This is a genomic window from Erythrobacter sp. K21-9, from assembly GCF_055808355.1.
Genome location: NZ_CM147866.1, coordinates 968,108 through 983,705, shown reverse-complemented (window position 1 = coordinate 983,705; position 15,598 = coordinate 968,108). Strand labels below are relative to the sequence as shown.

The window sequence follows — 15,598 nt, the reverse complement described above, 5'->3', positions numbered from 1 at the left end:
AGGAGACTAGGCGCGCGGGCGGCGCGCCGCAAATGCGTTAACGATCAGGGGTGTAGGCGCACCGACGAAGGGGGCAGAGTTGTCAGAGCCGCTCGATCCGCTTTGCCACCTCGTCGATGATGTCGACGATCTCGTTGATTGCGGCCTGATCGAGCTTGCCAGCTTTCGCGCGGTTCTTGAGCACGTTTGCAAGATTGCCCATCGCGCGGAACAGGTCGGGGGACTTTTCCTTGACGCGTTCGGCGCGTTCGCCGTGCTCTCCCAGGCGGCCCATCAGCTGGTCGACTTCGTCTGCGCGTTCTTCGAGCTCGGCCTTGCCCGACTTCGTCGCCTTGAACGGCTTCTTGCCGCCGGTTTCGCCGTCATCATCCTTGCCTTTGGGCTTGGCCTGCTTGATCTGGCCTTCTTCCTCGAGCAATTGCAGCGTCGGATAGACCGCGCCGGGGCTGGGCGCATACGCACCGCCGGTCATGTCCTCGACCGCCTTGATGAGCTCATATCCGTGCCGCGGCTCCTCATTGATCAGAGCGAGCAATGCGAGGCGCAGTTCGCCTGTGCCGAACATCCGGCCGCGGCGTTTGCGGCGCTTCGGCCCGTCCTGCCAGTTGCGTGCGCGGCGCGGTCGCCGTTCGCCGTCCTCCCACTCGCTCGCCGCCGAAGCGGCCATCATCGCGATCATCGGGCCGAGATTGTTCCAGCCGCCGCGTCCATATTTCTGCCAGGTCATACTATGTCTCCAGAAACGTTTCGATAGGTTGAAGATATATCTTGGAGCTATCTATGCAAGTGCTGGATGGTAATTTCCGACGAGCAGCTTATCTCGGTCCACGAATGGCAGACCTGTTTGGAAACGACGCGCCAGCACCCGCGCGAGACGATGCGCCGCGAGAGGACGCGCCGCTGGCCGACCGCCTGCGCCCGCGCGCGCTGGCGGAGATTATCGGGCAGGACCACCTGATCGGCCCGGAGGGCGCGATCGGGCGGATGGTCGCGGCGGGCAAGCTGTCCAGCATGATCCTGTGGGGACCGCCCGGCACCGGCAAGACCAGCATTGCGCGCCTTCTTGCCGATGAAGTGGGGATGCGGTTCGTGTCGATCAGCGCGGTGTTCTCCGGCGTTGCCGACCTCAAGAAGGCCTTTGCCGAAGCCGACAAGATGGCCCAGGCGGGCCAGCGCACCTTGCTGTTCGTGGACGAAATTCACCGCTTCAACCGCGCGCAGCAGGACGGCTTCCTGCCTTTTGTCGAGCGCGGCACGGTAACGCTGGTCGGCGCGACGACCGAGAACCCCAGTTTCGCGCTCAACGCCGCATTGCTCAGCCGCGCGCAGGTGCTGATCCTCGAACGGCTGGATCACGCCGCGCTCGAAGCGTTGCTCGCGCGCGCCGAGAAACTCGAAGGCCCCTCCCCCTCACCGGCGATGCGCGCGCCGCGCTGATCGGACACGCCGATGGCGACGGGCGGTTCCTGCTGGGCCAAGCGGAAACGCTCTACAACGCGTCCATCACCGAGCCGCTCGATCCCGGAGCCCTCGGCGCATTCCTGCAGCGCCGCGTTGCCGTCTACGACAAGGACCGCGACGGGCATTACAACCTGATCAGCGCGCTGCACAAAAGCTTGCGCGGGTCCGACCCGCAGGCGGCGCTGTATTACATGGCGCGCATGCTGACCGCGGGCGAAGAGCCGCTATACGTCCTGCGCCGCCTCGTGCGCTTCGCCTCCGAAGACATTGGCCTCGCCGACCCGCAGGCGCTCACCCAGTGCCTCGCCGCAAAGGACGCCTATGAATTTCTTGGCAGTCCCGAGGGCGAGCTCGCCATCGTGCAAGCCTGCCTTTACTGCGCCACCGCGCCCAAATCGAACGCCGCCTATGCCGCGCAAAAAGCCTCGTTCAAGGCAGCAAAGGAAACCGGCAGCCTGATGCCGCCTGCCAATATCCTCAACGCACCGACCCAGCTGATGAAGGAGATCGGCTACGGTGCAGGCTACGCTTACGATCACAACACCGATGAGGGCTTCTCAGGCGACAATTACTGGCCCGAAGAGATGGAGCCGCAGACCTTTTATGATCCGGTCGAGCGCGGGTTCGAGCGCAAGGTGCGCGAGCGGATCGGATATTGGAACAAGCTTCGCAGCGATCGCAAACAATGAGGGAATGGGACCACTTCGTCGCCATCGACTGGTCGGGCGCGCGCGGCGAGCGGCACAAGGGCATCGCGCTCGCCATCGCCGAGGCACACGGCGGCGCGCCGGTTCTCGTCGACCCACCAAAGGGCGGATTTTCGCGCAATGACGTGTTCGAAATCCTGCGCGACGACCTGCCCGCCAATTCGCTGGTCGGGATCGACCTCGGCATCAGCCTGCCGTTCAATGATGCAGGCGCATTCTTTCCCGGCTGGAAGGACAGCCCGAAAAGCGCCAAGCGGCTGTGGGCGCTGATCGACGACATTTGCGAGGGCGACCCGCATCTGGGCGCAAGCAGCTTTGTCGAACATGCAGAGGCCTCGCGCTATTTCCGCCACGGGAAGGATCACCTCGGCGACCGCTTCCTGCTGCCCGGAGCGGTGACCCGAGAGGGCCGATTCCGAGAAGCCGAAACAGCGCAGCGCGCCCAAAAATGCCGCCCGGTGAGCAATTTCAACCTCGTCGGCGCAGCGCAGGTCGGCAAAAGCTCGCTCACCGGAATGCGGATGCTCCACCGCTTGCAGGGGCACTTGCCCGTCTGGCCAATCGACCCGGTTCCGGACAAACGCCTCAAACAGGGAGGTTCAATGCTGGTCGAGATCTATACCGGCCTCGCGTCGAAAGAGACCGCGGCGCAGCTTCAGAACAGAGGCGGCAGCCGGACCAAGCTGCTGACCTATGCCGACCTCAACGCTGCACTGGAGGTGCTCAATTGCCCGCCGGTCGACCGCATCGGCGAGATCGACGACCACTCCTCCGACGCGCTGCTGACGGCTGCGTGGCTGCGCAAGGTGGCCCCCGAAAAGCGCCGGTGGGAGCCAAAGTGCCTCACCGCGCAAATCGCCTATACAGAGGGGTGGACATTCGGCGCGCTTTGACGCATTTGGCGCGCGTTCCGATTGTCTGCGCCGCAGCAGCATCGGTAACGATGAATGGGCCGGCTTAGCTCAGTTGGTAGAGCAGTTGATTTGTAATCATCAGGCCGCGGGTTCGACTCCTGCAGCCGGCACCATTTTCCCCTCTTGCGCACCTCCGGATCGAAATGTTCGACAAATTCGGAGTTGACCTTGCCTGCACCCTCGCCAGTCCGTGCGGGGCTGGCGCGGTTGAATGCATTGCCTCCACCGTCTAGCCGGGTTGCCATCAGCGACTTGAACCGAGGTGAAAATGCTCAGCGATCCGCTTACCCTGCCCTGCGGGGCCACGCTTCCCAATCGCATCGCCAAGGGGGCAATGACAGAGGGGCTGGCGACGCCCGATGGCCGCCCGACACCGGAGCTTGAGCGGCTCTACGGCATCTGGTCCGATGGCGGCGCGGGGATGCTGCTGACCGGCAATATCATCATCGACAAGGATCACCTTGAGCGGCCCGGCAATGTCGTGATCGAGCGCGAGCCGGATGCCGACATGGCCGCACGGCTTGCAGGCTGGGCCAAGGCCGGAACTCGCGGGGGAAATCACCTTTGGGCGCAGCTCAGCCACGGCGGGCGGCAGACGCAAAAACTGGTCAATCCGCACCCCAAATCTTCCTCCGATGTCGCGCTTGCGCTGCCGGGCGGGCAATTCGGCAAGCCTACGCCGCTGACGACCATGGAGATTGCAGATCTGGTCGAGCGCTGGGCAATCGCGGCAAAGGCGTGCAAGGATGCAGGCTTCACCGGCGTGCAAATTCACAGTGCCCACGGATATTTGATCTCGCAATTTCTCAGCCCCCGCGTGAACCTGCGGACCGACGAATATGGCGGTACCCTCGAGAACCGCGCGCGCATCCTGCTCGAAGCCGTCCGTGCAGTGCGCGAGGCGGTTGGGCCGGACTTTCCGATCTCGGTCAAGCTCAACAGCGCGGACTTCCAGAAGGGCGGCTTTGCCTTCGAGGATAGCTTGGCGGTCGTCAAATGGCTCGAGGAAGCCTCCGCCGACCTGATCGAGATTTCGGGCGGAACCTACGAACAACCCAAGCTGATGGGCGTTGCCGGGATGGAGGAAGAGGAGGCGCAGAACGTCGCGCCCTCCACCGCCGCGCGCGAGGCCTATTTCGTGGATTTTGCCAAGGCGATGCAGGACGAGGTCGGCGTGCCGTTGATGGTGACCGGCGGTTTTCGCGCGCGCGCCGCAATGGATCAGGCGCTCCAAATCGGCGCAGCGGACGTGATCGGACTGGGCCGCCCGATGTGTCTGGTAACCGACGCGCCGCGCCAGTTGATCGAGGGGCGCGAAGCACTGCCGCGGTTCGAGGACGACCTGGAATTGATCCCGGCCTGGCTAGGCTTCCTGAAGCGCCTGCAAATGATGAAGGCGATCAATGGCTTTGCCGGGATATACTGGTTTTATCAGCAACTCTGGCTGCTGGGCCATGAGGGGCGGACCGACGAAGATTATTCCGTGCTCAAGGCGTTCCGGATCGTCGATGCGCGCAACAAGGCGATCATGAAGGCCCGCGGCTAGCTCTCTTGCCGCTGCCGTGTAGGTTATGCCGGGTCAACGCGTCAGTTCGTCCTCGCGCAGCTCACGATGATCGACAAAAAGAAAGCCGGCCACTTTGCAGTGACCGGCTTTCCTTTTTTGTAGGCTTACTCGGATCAGAACGAGAAGCGGAGCGCTGCGCGTCCAGCGTGACCGCTGTAGTCCTCGTTGAAATCACCCAGGTAGCTGAGATCGATCGCGAAGGTCTCCGACACGTCGATGCTTGCGCCCGCAGCCAGTTCGAACCGGTCCTGCTCACGCAGCGGAAGCCGCGCGTTGAAGGTCGGAAGCTGAGCCGAGGAGAGGCGGAAGCTGCGATCGCTGTCGATGACATCGTGGATGATCGTGCCCTTGATGAAGGCATCCACGCCTTCGGACATCTGCGCACCCAGTTCGATGCCGCCGCGCAGTTCGATGAATTCCGCATCGCCGCGCTCGACCGTGAAGCCGAACCCGCCAGCTTCGACGGCGTCGTCGAAGTTGATCCGCGCCGCATTCACACCGATGCTCGGCGTCAGCGATACGTTTGCGTCTTCAAGCACGTCATAGCCGAATGTCGAACGAGCGGTGATGCCGTCGAAATCGAAGCCCGAAGTGATCGATCCGAGGAAACCACTACGCGAGGTTTCGACTTCACCGGTCAGGTAAGCGATTTCCGTGTTGAGGAAACCGCGCTCGAACAGGTCGATCGCTGCGTAGAGGCCAAGCTTGATGCTTTCGATCTCCGCGCTCTTCGTGGCAGTGTCGTCATCGCTGTCGATGTCGGCATAGCTTGCGAGTGCACCGATACGGACGCCTTCGGTCGCTGCGAAATCCGCGCCGACGGTGAAGATCAGCTGATCGGAATCGTAGCCGTTGACCGTTGGCGAAAGAGCGTCCTGCTCGGCACCGCGAACGATGACCTGACCCCAGACCGAGGTTCCTTCGGCTGCCAGGTGACGATCGAGTGCATCGCTCGCCGCGCTGGAGGTTTCGAAGATCTCACGGCCCGCAGCTTCGCTAAGCGAAGGCAGCGCATCGATCAGGGCAGCCTGGTAGGCGGCAGCATCCGGAAGCGCGTTGAACGCTGCAAAGTTGGCGGCGCTCAGAGTGCCGCCATTGATCGCATTGGTCACTGCACCACTGATTGCCACGATGTTCGCATCGCCCGAAGTTGCGAGCGGGTTGGCCGTTCCGACCTGGACCTGGAGCGAGCCGATGATCGGGGTGTATTCGATCAGCAGATCGTCATCGATGACGTTGATCGTGGTACCATTGTCGGCAAACGCGCCGGTTTCCTCGATCACCGACACCGTCTGGCCAAGCAGAGCTTCGTCCAGCGGGGTCAGGATGGTGATGACCGAACCATCGGCAAATACCAGGTCGCCATCTACCATGAGTGTATCGACACCCAGAGCGAAGGTAACGTTGCCGTCGACCGATGTGTCGCCGGTTACCATGCGGTCACCCGAGACCCGCAGGTCGAACAGCTGGCCGAGGGAGATGTTCTGGAAATTCACTAGATTGTCGCCGTCGAACACGCCGCCGAGGATAGCGGTGTTGTCGCCGCCATCGCCCGAAACCGTACCGAGGATCGAGGACATCGAACCTTCAAGAATGAAGGTATCGTCGTCACCGCCAAGGCGGACGTTGCCGTCGGTGACAGCGCCGGTCCAGTGCTGGAATTCGTCGTTACCAGCACCGAGCACCACGGCTTCGCCGATACGGTACCGGTAAGTGTACCGAAGTTCGCCACTGTCTGGTCGCCGGTGTTGCCGACATCCGAAATGATTGCGACATCGCCTTCGATGACGCCGCCAGCTTCGTTTGTGACGGTGCTCGCCTCGGCACCGCCTGCGAAGGCAATACCTGCGTCGAGAACACCCATCGCCGAAGACGTCGAAATGATCGTGCCAGAGTTGGTGATCGTACCGTCGTTCAATTCGATCGCGTCGTTCTCACCGCCCGAAATCAGGCCGGCGTTTTCAATCAAGACGCCATCGACGCCAACGATTGCGTCATCGGCAGCGGCAACGATCTCACCTGTTGCGAGGTTGAGCACGTCAAGTCCGGTGCCGGTAGCCTCGATCGCGGTCGAGGTTACGGATTCGATCCGGCCACGGTTGTCCACGGTGAGGTTGTCGTTCGCTTCGATGGCCATGTCGCCGCTGGCATCGGCGATGATCAGGCCGCTGTTGCCAACAAACAGATCGTTGATGCCTTCAGCTTCGATCGCTTCGTCGCTGTTGGAGCGGATCGTACCAACGTTGTTGATGGTAAAGCCGTCGTCGATGACGCGGATCGCATCGTTCAGGTTGGTATCGATCGAACCGTTCTGGGCGATGATGAGGATTCTTTCAGGAGTAGTCCCATCATTCGGGTTTTCGCGAGCCTGGAGGAACACGATGTTGCCATGGTCCGAAGTGAGGAAGGCGCTGTTAAAGATAGCAAGCGCTGCATCGGTCTCACCCGTCAGGATGAGGCGTCCGGTACCTGCGGTCGAAACCGTGGTGTCGTTCGGATCGAAGTTCTGCGTGCCGAGACCGTAGCGTTCGAAATTGACGTAGGTCGTGCCGAGTTCCGAAACATTGAATGAGGTCTGGCTGTCATCTGTCACGAACACAAACAGCGTGTCGCCGTCCGCTCCGCCATCGACGGTGCCGTTCACGTCACCGCCATTGAGGACATAGAACGTGTCAAAGCCAGCACCGAGGTCGACAGCCGTACCGGCACCGCCAGTGATGGTGCCGTAGTTGAAGACTTCGTGCGATTCGGCATTGCTGGTTACAGCGGCATCGGTGTCCGAAGATATGAGGCCGAAGTTTTCAAGCACCGCATCGGGGCTGACCAGCTGGACCGCGTTGGTTTGTGCGGAGCTGATGACGCCGGTGTCGGCGTTGAAGATCGACACTGCGCTGTCGGCAACGATCGCAACCGAACCTGCGCCAGTCGTGGCCACTGTACCGCTGTTGTTGAGCGTGCCTACGTCGTTGAACATGACTGCGTTTACGCCGTCACCGGTGGCCTGAATGGTTCCAGTGTTGTTGATGACGCCGCCATTGCCAAGCCAGACACCCGCCATTCCGTCGCCGGTCAACTCGATAAGGCCATCGTTATTGACGACATTGTCGGTCGCTGCGCCAGTCAAAACACCCAGAGCAACACCGCTGGCGTTGGAGCCGTCACCGGCAGACCGGATGATCCCGGTCGCACTATTGTTTACGACCACGTTGGAATCATTAGATGCGTCGGAGTCCAGAATGCCAGCAGTGATGTCTGTTCCGGTAGCCTCGATAAGGCCATTGTTCGTAACGGTCGTATCCGATCCGGTGAGCACACCGAAATCGTTATCGCCGCCGGTACCGAGATCGTACCGTCGTTCGTGACAGTACTTCCGTCTCCGACCTGAACAGCACCGCCGATACCAGAATCCGCAACCGAAATCTCTCCGGTGTTGACCACGGTGCCATTCTCACCCGTCAGAATTCCTGCAGCGGCGGCTCCCGTCGTCTGGATGAGTCCGTCGTTCGTAACGGACCCGGAATCCCCAACCGTAATTGCGGTAAGATTGTCGCCATTCGCAGCAATATTGCCGCCGTTGGTGACCGTGCCTGCGATAGCAATGCTGATGACGCCGCTACCGTCGCCGAACGACTGCATGAGACCGTCATTGTTCACGACGCCGCGCTCTTGAATATCGATCACGGTGGAATCATTCGCAGTCGTGAACATCGAACCAGTCACCTGGTTGTCGACGCTCGTCACGGTCGGAAGGCCGTCACCCGTGGTGAACAGCACCGAACCCGCATCGTTCTGCATCAGGCCGGAATTGACGAGAACATTCCCATCGCGACCGGCGATCAGGCCTACGCTCGAATTGCCGTAGATCGTTCCGCTGTTGGTGACATCGACGTCATCACCAAGACGAATAGCGATTGCAAAGTCGGAGCTGATGAAGCCCGAGTTGTCGAGCGTCGCGTCCGAGTTCAGGATGACCGCGCCGTTCGCGCCGCCAACGATCGAACCCGCGTTCGTCACGACCGTACCGCTGTCGCCGGTAACCGACGCACCGCTGGAAAAACCAGTCGAACCTGTGACAAAGGCACCGTCCTGGATCGTGATCGTGATCGGATCGGCAGGATCGTCGGGGGTCGGGTCTTCACCAACACCATCGGGATCGGTGCCCGGCGCGCAGACGAAATTGTCAGGCGTATCCTCAACGCACTGGACCACCGGGACAGGCTGCGTGGGAGTGGTCGGAGCGGCTGGCGCAGCAGCAAGAGGTGCCGGTGCGGATTGCGCAAAAGCAGGACCAGCGAGCCCGGTACGTCAGTGCAAGAACGGAAGCTCCGCCGATAGCGCGGAATTTGGTATTGGCAGGAATAGTCATCAGGTGCCCCTCGAGCAAAAAAAGGTTCGTATGTCGGAAGAGGTTAAGAAATTCACGCGACCGCGCACTCCCTCCTCCTGTTCCCAAGTCGATCTATTCATACAATATGACGAACAAATGAAAAGAGGAATCGCGCGGTTTTCGTGGGGTTTTAACCAATTAACCGATTGATTCTGTGCTCTCGCCCGAGGATCAGCCTCTGCCGCGATAGGGCTGCACACCCTGGTCCGGTAACCATAACTCGGCGGGCGGCGCCCCTGTTTGCCAGAATACGTCGATCGGAATGCCGCCTCGCGGATACCAATAGCCGCCTATTCGAAGCCATTTCGGACGCATTTCTTCTGCAAGGCGTTGCCCAATTCCCACAGTTACATCCTCATGGAAGCCGTTGTGGTTGCGAAAACTCCCCAGAAACAACTTGAGACTTTTGGATTCGACGATGGTTTCGCCGGGCGCGTAATCGATCACGAGATGCGCGAAATCCGGCTGCGAGGTTACCGGACACAGCGAAGTGAACTCGGGTGCGGCGAAGCGCACCAGAAACAGGCTGTCTTTGCGCGGGTTCGGCACATAATCGAGCTGCGCCTCTTCCGGTGAAGCGGGTAGCGGGGTATCCTTGCCGAGAAATTGCGGATCAGGTTCGGTTTTTGGTGTGCTTTCCATGCCGCGCTGTTGCCGCGAAATTGCCGAGCGTGCAAGCGCGGAACTGGACGCGCATGCGCAGACATTTATGTGAGTTATACAGCACCCCCGCTAACGTAGACCCGCCAACGATATATAACGCACCATGCGCGCGAACACTCTCCATCTCCGTCCCCACAAAAGGTCGCTTGCCTTTATGAAAGCGCGCCATGCCTTTGCCGTGGGCGTCGCCGCAGCCGCGATCGGTCTGTCCGGTCCGCTTGCCGCGCAAAGCTCGCCCGGATCGTTCAGCCTGCCTGAGCCCACGCCCACTCCGACACCGGCACCGCAAGGGCCTGCCGATGTTCGCTCGGGTGTAGCGATCAGCCCGCGCACAATCGTCGATGAGCCTGCGCAAACTGCGCCTAGCCCTTCACCAACGCCCACCGCGGCGCCCGCTCCGGTGGTGGAAGAAGCGCCGCCCGCATCGGTGCCGCCTGCATCGACGCCTTCCGCCGCGCCCACGCAGGCACCTGCTCCTGCCCGGAGCGAGCCCGCCTCATCGGATCCAGCGCGCGTGCGTCGGCCCACCACCTTCCGCAACCAGCGCGCTGCCTCCTGCTGAAGCGGTCGACGCATTAGAAAGCGTCGCTGCGCCGGAAATAGCCGAGCCAACATTCGAGGGGGACGGCTGGTACAATGATGCGCCGTCCGAACGCAGTCCTGCTGCTGGCACGGAACCGGGCGATATCGCTGGGGGCGTCGTCCCCGTGCCGCAATCGGCGGGGCCGGGCATTTCGAACGTGGCAATCGCCGCCCTCATCACGCTTCTGACCGCGCTCGCCGCCTTTGCATGGTGGATATGGCGCAGGAAAGCCGCGGCCCAGCCAGCGCGGGCTATTAGCGCACGAACAATGACAGCCGGGGTCAGGCAATCGATTGCAAAGCTGAATGGCGCGCCCGCCAAACCGGCGGCCCGCGCCAATGCCGGGCCCTCCGATCGGGAGCCGGTCGTCCTCTCCCCTGACATGGCTCTCGAGCCGGACGCTGCACCGGACACCGCGCCGCCGCCACCAGTCCCGCGCTCGCCCGGCGACATCGATTTGCAGGTCAATATCCTCAGCGCCTCGCGCAGCGTGATGAAATTCACGGTCGAATACCGGATCGAGATCAGCAATCGGACGGACCGGGCGATCCGCGACCTGGTCATTGGCGCAGTCCTCGCCACGGCCAAGCGGGAAAGCGGGATCGCCATGCCGACCGGCAAACCACAGCCGCATGAAGTCGAGCGTATTGGCCCGCATCAAAGCCGCACGGTCATCGGCGAGGTTCAGCTACCGTGGAACGAGGTGCAGGGCTTCCGCCAGGGCCAGACCCCGCTCTTTATCCCGCTCCTGCTGCTCACCTTGAAAGCGCGCGGGCTTTCAGAGCACACCCGCAATTTCATCGTCGGCGCGCCGAGCGCGGCAAGCCAGGCGCGTCTCCATCCGATCTCGCTCGACAGCCCGCCGGGAAATATCGCCGGACTGCGAACCCGCGAGCTGAAAGAGGCAAGCACCGCCCAGCCCGCCTGACATACGGTCTTCTCCCACAGGAGGGCCTTGGCGAGAGGTGGCTGCCGCGCTACCGCTCCGCTCATGAGCGACCCGATACCTAGCCTCGTCACGACCGATTGGCTGGCTGCGCGCCTGGGCAGCCCCGATCTCGTCATCCTCGACGTATCGCGCCACCTCCCCGCTGCAAACCGCGATCCGCGCGCCGAATATGAGGCCGCGCATATTCCCGGCGCGCGGTTGCTTGATCTGGCGAGCCTGACCGACGCGGGGTCGGACGTACCCGCTGCCCTGCCCAGCGCCGATCAGCTTTCAGGGCGCCTCGATGCTCTGGGTGTCGCGCCCGAAAGCGCCGTCGTCATTTACGATGACAGCGACGTCAAAACCTCGGCCCGGGCGTGGTTCATCCTGACCGCGCACGGGATTGAAGACGTCGCGATCCTCGATGGCGGACTGGCCAAATGGAAAGCGGAAGGGCGCGAACTGCAAAGCGGCGTGGCGGACTTTGATCCGGTGGAAACCGGCGGTGTCTTTTCGCCAATGGGTGTGCGCAGCAAGCATGACATGCTCGTCAATCTCGATACCCAGGCCGAACAGGTGCTCGACGCTCGCAGCGCCGAGCGCGTGTTCGGCAGCGGCACCGACCCGGTGCATGGCGGCGAGAACGGACGCATTCCCGGCTCGCTCAACCTGCCTTTCGGCAAGGTGTTCAATGATGACGGCACCTACAAGTCCGCCGAAGCCCTGCGTGCCGCGTTCGAGGAGGCGGGGGTCGATCTCGACCAGCCGGTCATCACCACCTGCGGGAGCGGTGTGACCGCAAGCGTGCTGCTGTTCGCGTTGCACCTCATCGGCCATGACGACACCGCGCTGTATGACGGAAGCTGGCAGGAATGGAGCGCCGATCCCGATACGCCCAAAGCGCAAGGGCCCCAAAAGAACAGGACGCCATGAGCGATAACGGTTCCAAGGACACGCGCCCCGCCACCCGCGTCACGCAGGCCGGGAGGCGCAAGGAATGGACCGGGCCTGTCGTCAATCCGCCCGTCTGGCGAGCCTCGACCCACCTTTACGACAGCGAGGCCGACCGCAAGGCAGCCGGCAAGTCCAACGCCGATGGCGGATTCTTTTACGGAAGGCGCGGCGCACCGACGCAGTGGTCGCTGGCCGATGCGCTCACCGAAATCGAGCCTGGCGCGCACGGCACCGTGCTCTACCCCAGCGGCGTCGCGGCGATTGCCGGGTGTATGCTGGCGATCCTGCGACCCGGCGACCGGTTGCTGATGACCGACAACGCTTACGACCCCTCGCGCAGCATGGCGACCGGACTGCTGAAGCGCCTCGGCGTGACGACCGACTTCTTCGATCCACTCGATCTAGCTTCTTATGCGGCCCTGTTCGATGAGCCGGTGAAGGCCGTCTGGCTCGAAAGCCCCGGCAGCCTGACGATGGAAGTCTGCGATGTCCCTGCGCTTGCTCGCATCGCGCGCGAACACGGCGCGGTCAGCATGATCGACAACACCTGGGCCAGCCCGCTCGGCTTTGCGCCGCTTACGCATGGCTGCGACATCACCATGATGAGCCTGTCCAAGCATGTCGGCGGGCACTCAGACCTGATGATGGGGTCGGCGAGCGCGGGCGAGCGCTGGTACCGCGCGCTGCGCCGCACGTCGCAGGAACTTGGGCAGGTCGTCTCCCCCGATGATGCAGCGCTGGCGGCGCGCGGCCTTCGCACTATGGCGATCCGGCTGGACCAGAGCACCGCGAGCGCGCTCGCTATCGCCAGGTGGCTGTCCGATCAGCCGCAGGTCGGCGCGGTCATGTGCCCAATGCTGCTCGGCGATGCGGGGCACGATCTGTGGACCCGCGATTTCACCGGCGGATGCGGGCTGTTCAGCTTCGTACTTGCCAGCGGCGATCCACAGGCGAGCGGGCGCGTGGTCGACGCGCTCGAGCATTTCGGCATCGGCTACAGCTGGGGCGGGTATGAAAGCCTTGCGCTTCCGATTTTCCCGCAGGATCACCGCGCGGTGATGGGCGCGCCGACGCTTGCACAGGGCGGCTCTGGCGCGCGCGCCGCCATTCGCCTATCGATAGGGCTGGAAGACCCACAGGACCTGATCGCGGACCTCGCACAGGCGCTTGCAAAGATGGAACAAGAATGACGACGTCCGCCTCGCTGCCAGCCGATGTGACCGAGACCGTCGACCCGAGCGCCGACGATGCAGCGGCGGGCGAGCCCGGCGCAGATGGCACTACGCCGGAAGGCGAAGCGACACCGACGCCCGAGCCAACCCCGGAAGAACCGGTCGAGGTCATCGAAGGGTCGCGCAATCTCGTCGAGGATGTCGGCGAGCGCAGCGAAACCGCTGGCGCTTTTCTCGAAACGCTGAGGGGCCTCGCTTTCGAGATCGGCAATCTGCGTATCTCGCTGCTCGACGTCCTGCTGGTCATCGGTGTCATCTTGCTGGTCATCACGCTGGCATGGATGGCGACACGGTTCAGCCGCGGTCTGATCCGGCGGATATCCAAGTTCGACGAGACGCAAAAGGTGCTTGCGGAAAAGCTCAGCACGATTGCCATCTGGGCGCTCGCGTTCCTGATCGGGATCGACCTGCTCGGCATCGACCTCACCGCGCTTGCCTTTTTCGGCGGCGCATTCGGCCTCGCCATCGGTTTCGGCCTCCAGAAGACCTTTGGTAACCTGATTTCGGGGATCCTGTTGCTGCTCGACAAGTCGATCAAGCCGGGCGACGTGATTTCGGTCACCGATGGCGCAGGCAATGAAAGTGTCGGGCAAATTCGCAAGATCGGTATCCGCGCGATTTCGGTCATCACCCGCGACCAGACCGAGCACTTGATCCCGAACGAGAACCTGATGATCAACCAGGTGGTCAACTGGTCCTATTCCTCGCGCGATGTACGCGTGAAGGCCCCGGTCGGCGTGTCTTATGGCAGCGATCTGAACCTTGTGACCGAATTGCTTTATCAGGCGGTGGCGGAAACCGACCGCATTCTCAAGCGGCCAAAGCCGCGCGTAAACGTCATGGAATTCGGCGATAGCTCGGTGAATTTCGATGTGCGGTTCTGGATCCAGGACCCCGAGGAGGGCATCGCGAATATCCGGTCAGACGTGTACATGCGCATGTGGGAGCTGTTCAAGGAACACGAGATCGAAATCCCGTTCCCGCAGCGCGATCTCAATTTGCGTGCGAGTGAGCAAATGGACCGCCTGATCGAAGCGCTCGCGGATCGGCACACCAAACCGGGCTAAGTCGCCGCAAAAGCTTTCCTTATCGCTCGCAAACCCATTCTCGCTGGCGTGAGCGGGTGCACCCGGCCATTTCGGCAGCATGGATAATATCGGAATCATCTATCTCGTGGGCGCAGGACCGGGCGATCCCGACCTCCTGACCCTGCGCGCCGCGCGGCTGATCGAGCACGCAGACCTCATCGTCCATGACGGGCTGGTAAGCGGCGAAATTCTTGCGCTCGCCAACCCGAAAGCGCAGTTGATCTCGGTCGCCAAACAGCGCTCCAGGCACACTCTGCCGCAGGGCGAGATCAATGCGCTGCTGATCCGCGAGGCGCTCGCCGGGCGCGACGTCGTGCGCCTGAAAGGCGGCGATCCGCTGATCTTCGGGCGCGGCGGCGAGGAAGCCGAAGACGCCAAGGCCGCCGGTGTCCGCGTCGAAATCGTGCCGGGTATCTCCGCCGCCAATGGCGCCGCAGCGGCATCCCACATCGCTCTTACCCACCGCGACGCCTCCAGCATCGTGAGCTTTGTTGCGGGCCAGTGCAAAGGACTGTCCGATCAGGACTGGTCGGGCCTTGCCGGAAAGGGGCGCACGCTGGTGATCTACATGGGCGTGAAGACCGCGCCGCAGATCGCCGAAAAGCTGATGGCCGACGGTCTTTCCCCCGACGTGCCGCTGGCGGTGATTGAAAACGGTGCGCGCCCGGACATGCGCGTGGTGCGCGGGCTGCTCGCTGGCCTGCCGAACCTCGTCACCGAGCACCGGATCAAGAGTCCGGCGCTGATCGTGATCGGCGATGTGACCGCGCGCGAGGATAGTACGCTCGTCCGGACAGCAATCGAGGCCGCGCAATGAAGATACTCACGGGAAACGACCTCAAATCCGGCGCTGTCGTATGGTGGGACGGCGAGGCATGGTCGATCTATGTCGATGACGCCGTCGATGTCGGCGAGCAAGCCGAGGAAATCATGGCCCGCGAAGAAGCCGCGCGCCGCGTCAACGTGCCCTATTCGCTCGATGCCACGCGCGAGGATGACGGCAAGGTCCGCCCCGCCCACATCAAGGACCGCGTGCGCGCACTCGGTCCGACAGTGCGCCCCGACCTTACGCTCAAACCGCAAAACCCCGAAGCTCTCGACTGGGTAATCTGAC

General features: G+C 62.5%; 14 protein-coding genes, 1 tRNA gene and 1 pseudogene. 11 read left to right on the top strand and 5 right to left on the bottom strand.

Annotated features, from left to right (window positions below; all coding sequences use genetic code 11):
* Nucleotides 1-82 precede the first annotated feature (82 nt).
* Nucleotides 83-727: a PadR family transcriptional regulator gene (locus tag AC0L39_RS04925; RefSeq protein WP_473261206.1), complete on the bottom strand. Its 645-nt coding sequence runs from the start codon at nucleotides 725-727 to the stop codon at nucleotides 83-85.
* Nucleotides 728-831: 104 nt separating this feature from the next.
* On the opposite strand from AC0L39_RS04925, the pseudogene AC0L39_RS04920 reads away from it, so the two are divergent.
* The 4 genes and pseudogenes from AC0L39_RS04920 (at nucleotide 832) to AC0L39_RS04905 (ending at nucleotide 4,628) form a co-directional block, all read left to right on the top strand.
* Nucleotides 832-2,150: pseudogene (locus AC0L39_RS04920) on the top strand (replication-associated recombination protein A).
* A complete protein-coding gene (locus AC0L39_RS04915) occupies nucleotides 2,147-3,061 on the top strand; it encodes a hypothetical protein (RefSeq protein ID WP_473261204.1) in 915 nt (304 codons plus the stop codon). The pseudogene AC0L39_RS04920 and the gene AC0L39_RS04915 overlap by 4 nt, the downstream one beginning before the upstream one ends.
* 58 nt (nucleotides 3,062-3,119) lie before the next feature.
* Nucleotides 3,120-3,195, top strand: a tRNA-Thr gene (locus AC0L39_RS04910).
* A gap of 155 nt (nucleotides 3,196-3,350) precedes the next feature.
* A complete protein-coding gene (locus tag AC0L39_RS04905) occupies nucleotides 3,351-4,628 on the top strand; it encodes an NADH:flavin oxidoreductase/NADH oxidase family protein (protein WP_473261201.1) in 1,278 nt (425 codons plus the stop codon).
* A gap of 134 nt (nucleotides 4,629-4,762) precedes the next feature.
* On the opposite strand, the gene AC0L39_RS04900 is transcribed toward AC0L39_RS04905, so the two are convergent.
* The 4 genes from AC0L39_RS04900 to queF form a co-directional block, all read right to left on the bottom strand.
* Entirely contained in the window at nucleotides 4,763-6,229 is a 1,467-nt protein-coding gene (locus AC0L39_RS04900; RefSeq protein ID WP_473261199.1) for an autotransporter outer membrane beta-barrel domain-containing protein, read from the bottom strand.
* Entirely contained in the window at nucleotides 6,145-7,962 is a 1,818-nt protein-coding gene (locus tag AC0L39_RS04895) for a beta strand repeat-containing protein (RefSeq protein ID WP_473261197.1), read from the bottom strand. Before AC0L39_RS04895 ends, AC0L39_RS04900 begins: the two co-directional genes overlap by 85 nt.
* On the bottom strand, nucleotides 7,845-8,858 hold the full coding sequence (locus tag AC0L39_RS04890) for a hypothetical protein (RefSeq protein WP_473261195.1): 1,014 nt from the start codon (nucleotides 8,856-8,858) through the stop codon (nucleotides 7,845-7,847). The genes AC0L39_RS04895 and AC0L39_RS04890 overlap by 118 nt, the downstream gene beginning before the upstream one ends.
* A gap of 349 nt (nucleotides 8,859-9,207) precedes the next feature.
* On the bottom strand, nucleotides 9,208-9,678 hold the full coding sequence (gene queF, locus AC0L39_RS04885) for a preQ(1) synthase (protein ID WP_473261193.1): 471 nt from the start codon (nucleotides 9,676-9,678) through the stop codon (nucleotides 9,208-9,210).
* Nucleotides 9,679-9,853: 175 nt separating this feature from the next.
* On the opposite strand from queF, the gene AC0L39_RS04880 reads away from it, so the two are divergent.
* The 7 genes from AC0L39_RS04880 to AC0L39_RS04850 all read left to right on the top strand — a co-directional run bounded on the left by AC0L39_RS04880 (nucleotide 9,854) and on the right by AC0L39_RS04850 (nucleotide 15,597).
* A complete protein-coding gene (locus tag AC0L39_RS04880; protein ID WP_473261192.1) occupies nucleotides 9,854-10,261 on the top strand; it encodes a hypothetical protein in 408 nt (135 codons plus the stop codon).
* Nucleotides 10,262-10,406: 145 nt separating this feature from the next.
* On the top strand, nucleotides 10,407-11,210 hold the full coding sequence (locus AC0L39_RS04875) for a hypothetical protein (protein WP_473261190.1): 804 nt from the start codon (nucleotides 10,407-10,409) through the stop codon (nucleotides 11,208-11,210).
* Between the two features lie 63 nt (nucleotides 11,211-11,273).
* A complete protein-coding gene (locus AC0L39_RS04870; RefSeq protein ID WP_473261189.1) occupies nucleotides 11,274-12,143 on the top strand; it encodes a sulfurtransferase in 870 nt (289 codons plus the stop codon).
* Nucleotides 12,140-13,354 carry a cystathionine beta-lyase gene (gene metC / locus AC0L39_RS04865; RefSeq protein ID WP_473261187.1) on the top strand — a complete coding sequence of 405 codons (1,215 nt, stop codon included), beginning with the start codon at nucleotides 12,140-12,142 and terminating at the stop codon, nucleotides 13,352-13,354. Before AC0L39_RS04870 ends, metC begins: the two co-directional genes overlap by 4 nt.
* Nucleotides 13,351-14,463 (top strand): mechanosensitive ion channel family protein, encoded by a 1,113-nt coding sequence (locus AC0L39_RS04860; protein ID WP_473261184.1) that lies wholly within the window; start codon nucleotides 13,351-13,353, stop codon nucleotides 14,461-14,463. The genes metC and AC0L39_RS04860 overlap by 4 nt, the downstream gene beginning before the upstream one ends.
* Before the next feature lie 79 nt (nucleotides 14,464-14,542).
* A complete protein-coding gene (gene cobA, locus AC0L39_RS04855; RefSeq protein ID WP_473261183.1) occupies nucleotides 14,543-15,301 on the top strand; it encodes a uroporphyrinogen-III C-methyltransferase in 759 nt (252 codons plus the stop codon).
* Complete coding sequence (locus tag AC0L39_RS04850) at nucleotides 15,298-15,597, top strand: DUF2849 domain-containing protein (protein ID WP_473261182.1); 300 nt, start codon at nucleotides 15,298-15,300, stop codon at nucleotides 15,595-15,597. Before cobA ends, AC0L39_RS04850 begins: the two co-directional genes overlap by 4 nt.
* Nucleotide 15,598: the final 1 nt, after the last annotated feature.